General features: G+C 65.4%; 4 protein-coding genes. 3 read left to right on the top strand and 1 reads right to left on the bottom strand.

Annotated elements, in window-relative coordinates; all coding sequences use genetic code 11:
• The 3 genes from ACIQ6O_RS13055 to ACIQ6O_RS13045 form a co-directional block, all read left to right on the top strand.
• On the top strand, positions 1 to 922 hold a 922-nt coding region (locus tag ACIQ6O_RS13055; protein WP_396208229.1), incomplete at its 5' end, for a creatininase family protein.
• Positions 922 to 1,743 (top strand): creatininase family protein, encoded by an 822-nt coding sequence (locus tag ACIQ6O_RS13050; protein ID WP_396208228.1) that lies wholly within the window; start codon positions 922 to 924, stop codon positions 1,741 to 1,743. The genes ACIQ6O_RS13055 and ACIQ6O_RS13050, both read left to right, overlap by 1 nt.
• Positions 1,740 to 2,246, top strand: coding sequence for a DinB family protein (locus tag ACIQ6O_RS13045; protein ID WP_396208227.1), 507 nt, complete (start codon positions 1,740 to 1,742; stop codon positions 2,244 to 2,246). The genes ACIQ6O_RS13050 and ACIQ6O_RS13045 overlap by 4 nt, the downstream gene beginning before the upstream one ends.
• 79 nt (positions 2,247 to 2,325) lie before the next feature.
• On the opposite strand, the gene katG is transcribed toward ACIQ6O_RS13045, so the two are convergent.
• On the bottom strand, positions 2,326 to 4,560 hold the full coding sequence (gene katG / locus ACIQ6O_RS13040) for a catalase/peroxidase HPI (protein ID WP_396208226.1): 2,235 nt from the start codon (positions 4,558 to 4,560) through the stop codon (positions 2,326 to 2,328).
• Positions 4,561 to 4,752 lie beyond the last annotated feature (192 nt).

Below are 4,752 nucleotides of genomic sequence, written 5' to 3'. Positions count from 1 at the left end.
CGCCGCGGGCGCGGTTGCCGTGATCGCCTCCGGGGGCGAAGTTCGTGCGCATCTCGCCCCCTTCGTGCTCCCACGCTCCTCCTTCCTGAGCTGCCCGATGCACCACACCTCCCGCTCGACGATGCTGCGTACCGCAGCGTTCGCCTTGCTGCTCTCGATGCCCGCGGCGCTGCACGCGCAGGGTACGCCCCCCGTCTTCATCGACGAACTCACCTGGACCGAGATCCGTGACCGCATGCAGGCGGGCACCCGCTCGGTCATCATCGGCACGGCGGGGCAGGAGCAGAAGGGGCCCCACATGGTGGACGGTGAGCACAAGTGGGTGCTCACGCACACCACCGAGCGCATCGCGCGCGCACTCGGCGATGCGTTGGTGGCACCCATCGTCACCTATGTGCCCGAAGGCAGCTGGGAACCGGCGCGCGGGCACATGGCCAAGCCGGGCACCATCACGCTGCCCGAAGACCGCTTCGTGGAGCTGCTCGTACATGCGGCGCGCTCCCTCAAGAATGGCGGCTTCACGCAGATCATCTACATCGGCGATAGCGGCGGCAATCAGCGCGGCATGCAGAAGGCGGCCGAGCAGTTGAACGCCGAATGGGGGGGCAGTGCGCGCGCCCTGTTCATCGGTGACTACTACACCAAGGCCGGCGAAGACATGCGTGTGATGCTGCGGGGCAAGGGGTACACCGACGAGGACATCGGCAGCCACGCCGGCATGCTCGACACGTCGGAGCTGCTGTACGTGAACCCCAAGCTGGTGCGGAAGGAACGCTTCGCGCGGAACGGCGGCGCGCCCGACAGTGGGGTGAACGGTGACCCCACCAAGGCGAGCGCCGAGATCGGCGCCGAACTGCTCAAGATCAAGATCGACAACGCACTCAATCAGATTCGCACGCTGCGGGCGGGAGGGAGCAAGTGATGACTACCACGATGCACCGTATGCTGCGTACCGCGGCATTGGCCGCGTTCGTCGCGACCTCGCCGCTCGCCGCGCAGGACCGTCCCGATCCGTACGCTGCCCCGTACATGGAGTCGATGACGTGGACGGAAATCCGCGACGCGATTGCCGGTGGCAAGAAGGTGGCGATCATCCCCACCGGCGGGACCGAACAGAACGGCCCCCACATGGTGATGGGGAAGCACAACTACATCGTGACCTTCGCGGCCGGTGTGCTGGCGCAGCGACTGGGCAATGCGCTGATCGCGCCCACGCTGCAGTACGTGCCCGAGGGTGACTACAACCGTCCCAACTGGGGCGACAAGCCCGGCGTGATCTCGCTGCCCGATCCGGCGTACGAGAAGGTGCTCGATGCGGCGGTGCGCTCGCTCAAGGTGCACGGATTTACCGACATCATCCTCATTGGCGATAGTGGCCCGAATCAGCGTGGCATGACCAACATCGCCAAGGCGCTCAACGCGGAATGGGGCGGGGCCGGCATTCGTGTGCACGCGCTCACCGACTACTACGAGCAGGGGCGCATTCTCATTCGCGATTACCTCAACAAGACGTACGGGTGGAGCGAGCAGATGGTGGGCTCGCATGCCGGTACCAGCGACACGTCGCAGCTGCTGTACGTGTTCTCGCAGGGCATTCGCAAGGACAAGATGGCGCCCAACGGCGGCAGCCCCGATGCCGGCGTACAGGGTGACCCCACCAAGGCCAGCCCCGAGATCGGCAAGATCGCGATCGACTTCAAGGTGAACGCAGCGATCAAGCAGTTCAAAGCGGCAATGCCGTGACGCTGCAGGAGATGTACGACTACGTGGTGCGCACCCGTCGGGATCTGCGCGCCACGTTGGAAGCGACGCCAGACGACGTACTCTCACGCCCGCTCGTCGTCGCCGATCGCTTCCGCTGCCTCAAGGACATGCTCTTTCATGTCATCGAGGTGGAAGATGGTTGGGTACAGGGAGACATTCGCCGGCTCCCGATGGTTCAGGAGCAGTTCCCGACTCTGCGGGCGAGTCCCGGCGGACCGGCATTCGCTGATGTGCCGCTCGCGCTGCTGCTCGACTATTGGTCGGCGGTGGAGAACGAGAGCTGCGACTTCATCGCCACGCTGAGTGCCGCCGATCTCGCGCGCGTGGTGACGGTGGCCGACTGGCCGGACAAGCAGCTCACCGTAGACGGGTTGCTCTGGCACGTGATGATTCACGAAGTGCGGCACAGTGCGCAGATGGTGGTGTTGCTGCGTAACGCGGGTGTGCGGCCGCCGTCGCTCGATCTGCTGTTCTATCTCTGAGCAGAGCGGCTGCAAACGATCAAGGGGTCAGTGTCGTTGAAGATCAACGACACTGACCCCTTGATCGCTTCAGCGGCGATTACGCGAGGTCGAAGCGGTCCGCGTTCATCACCTTGTTCCAGGCGGCCACGAAGTCGTGGACGAACTTCTCCTGGTTGTCGTGCTGGCCGTACACTTCGGCCACGGCGCGCAGTTCGCTGTGCGAGCCGAAGATGAGGTCCACGCGCGTGGCGGTGTACTTCACATCGCCGGTCACGCGGTCACGGCCTTCGAACACTTCCGTGCTGCCGCTCATCGGCGCCCACTTCGTGTCCATGCTGAGCAGGTTCACGAAGAAGTCGTTCGACAGCGTTTCCGGACGGTCGGTGAGCACGCCGTGCTTGGTGGCGCCGTAGTTGGCACCGAGCGCGCGCATGCCACCCACCAGCACCGTCATCTCGGGCGCCGTGAGGCCCAGCAGCTGCGCCTTGTCCACGAGCAGCTCTTCGGCCGGCTTGCTGTACACCGCCTTCTGGTAATTACGGAAGCCGTCGGCCTGCGGCTCGAGCACCGCGTACGAATGCGCGTCGGTGTGTTCCTGCGTGGCATCCATACGGCCGGGCGTGAACGGCACGGTGATGTCGAAGCCGGCCTTCTTGGCCGCCGCTTCGATGGCCGCCGCGCCGCCGAGTACGATGAGATCGGCGATCGACACCTGCGTGCCACCCGTGGCCGAGGCGTTGAACTCCTTCTGGATCGTCTCGTAGATGTCGAGCACGCGCGTGAGCTTCGCGGGCTGGTTCACTTCCCACTGCTTCGCCGGCTCGAGGCGGATGCGCGCGCCGTTGGCACCACCGCGCTTGTCGCTGCCGCGGAAGGTGCTGGCCGATGACCACGCCACGTACACGAGCTGCGCAATCGGCAGGCCGCTCGCGAGGATCTTGCCCTTGAGCGCGGCGATGTCGGCCGCGTCGATCACCGCATGGTCACACGCGGGGATGGGATCCTGCCACAACAGCGTTTCCTGCGGAATCCACGGACCCGCGTAGCGCGTCTTGGGGCCCATGTCGCGGTGCGTGAGCTTGAACCAGGCGCGCGCGAAGGCGTCGTGGAACGCCTGCGGGTCCTGATGGAAGCGCTTGGAGATCTCGAGGTACGACGGGTCGGTGCGGAGCGCGATATCGGCGGTGCTCATGGCCGGACGCACCTTCTTGCTCGCGTCGTGCGCATCGGGCACCACGAGCGACGCTTCCTTGTCGGTGGGCTCCCAGATCTGCGCGCCGGCCGGGCTCTTGGTGAGCTCCCACTCGAAGCCGAAGAGCGTGTCGAAGTAGCCGTTGTCCCACTTGGTGGGGTTCGGCGTCCAGGCGCCTTCGAGCCCCGACGTGGTGGTGTGCGCGCCCTTGCCGGTGCCGAAGCTGTTGGCCCAGCCGAGGCCCATCATTTCGATCGGCGCGCCTTCCGGCTCGGGGCCCACGAGGGCCGTATCGCCGGCGCCGTGCATCTTGCCGAAGGTGTGACCGCCGGCCACGAGGGCCACCGTCTCTTCGTCGTTCATCGCCATGCGCGCGAACGTCTCGCGGATGTCGCGGGCGGAGGCCATCGGATCGGCGACGCCGTCCGGGCCTTCGGGGTTCACGTAGATGAGACCCATCTGCACGGCCGCGAGCGGATTCTCGAGCTCACGATCGCCCGTGTAGCGGCTGTTTGCCTTCTCGCTGGTGGCGAGCCACTCGCCTTCGCTGCCCCAGTAGATGTCCTGCTCGGGCTCCCACACGTCTTCACGACCGAAGCTGAAGCCGAAGGGCTTGAAGCCCATCGTTTCCATGCCGATGTCGGCGGCGAGGATGAAGAGGTCGGCCCACGAAATCGTGTTGCCGTACTTCTGCTTGATCGGCCACAGCAGGCGACGGGCCTTGTCGAGGTTACCGTTATCGGGCCAGCTGTTGAGGGGCGCGAAACGCTGCGTGCCGCTGCCCGCACCACCGCGGCCGTCGGCCGTGCGATAGGTGCCGGCGCTGTGCCACGCCATGCGCACGAAGAACGGGCCGTAGTGACCGTAGTCGGCCGGCCACCAATCCTTCGAGTCCGTCTGGAGCGCCACGAGGTCGGCCTTGAGCGCGTCCACGTCGAGCTGCTTGAGCGCTTCGCTGTACTTGTAGCCGGGGAGCGGATTGGAGAGCGACGAATGCTGACGCAGGATGCCCACGTTGAGGGCATTGGGCCACCAGTCGCGGTTGGTGCGACCGTGCGGGCCGGCCATCGTCTTCGGCGCGGCGGCCGCACCGTGCATCACGGGGCACTTGCCCCCGTTTCCACCGGAATGTCCTTCCATCGATCTCTCTCTCCGAACGGAGTTGGTCTGGCAGAGGGACGCGCGCTGCAACCACGGCGGCGCACGCGGATATCTCTGTTGGAAGGATAGGGATTCCAGGTATAGGCAGCAATGGCGGTATTCCTATAAATCCCATAGGTAAATACTATATCTCTATGGACATGACACTGCTTCGGGCCTTCGTGGAGACGG

This window comes from Gemmatimonas sp., from assembly GCF_044345575.1.
Taxonomy (GTDB): Bacteria; Gemmatimonadota; Gemmatimonadetes; order Gemmatimonadales; family Gemmatimonadaceae; genus Gemmatimonas.
The sequence above is the reverse complement of the archived record's forward strand: the minus strand, read 5'-3'. Positions and strand labels throughout refer to the sequence as shown.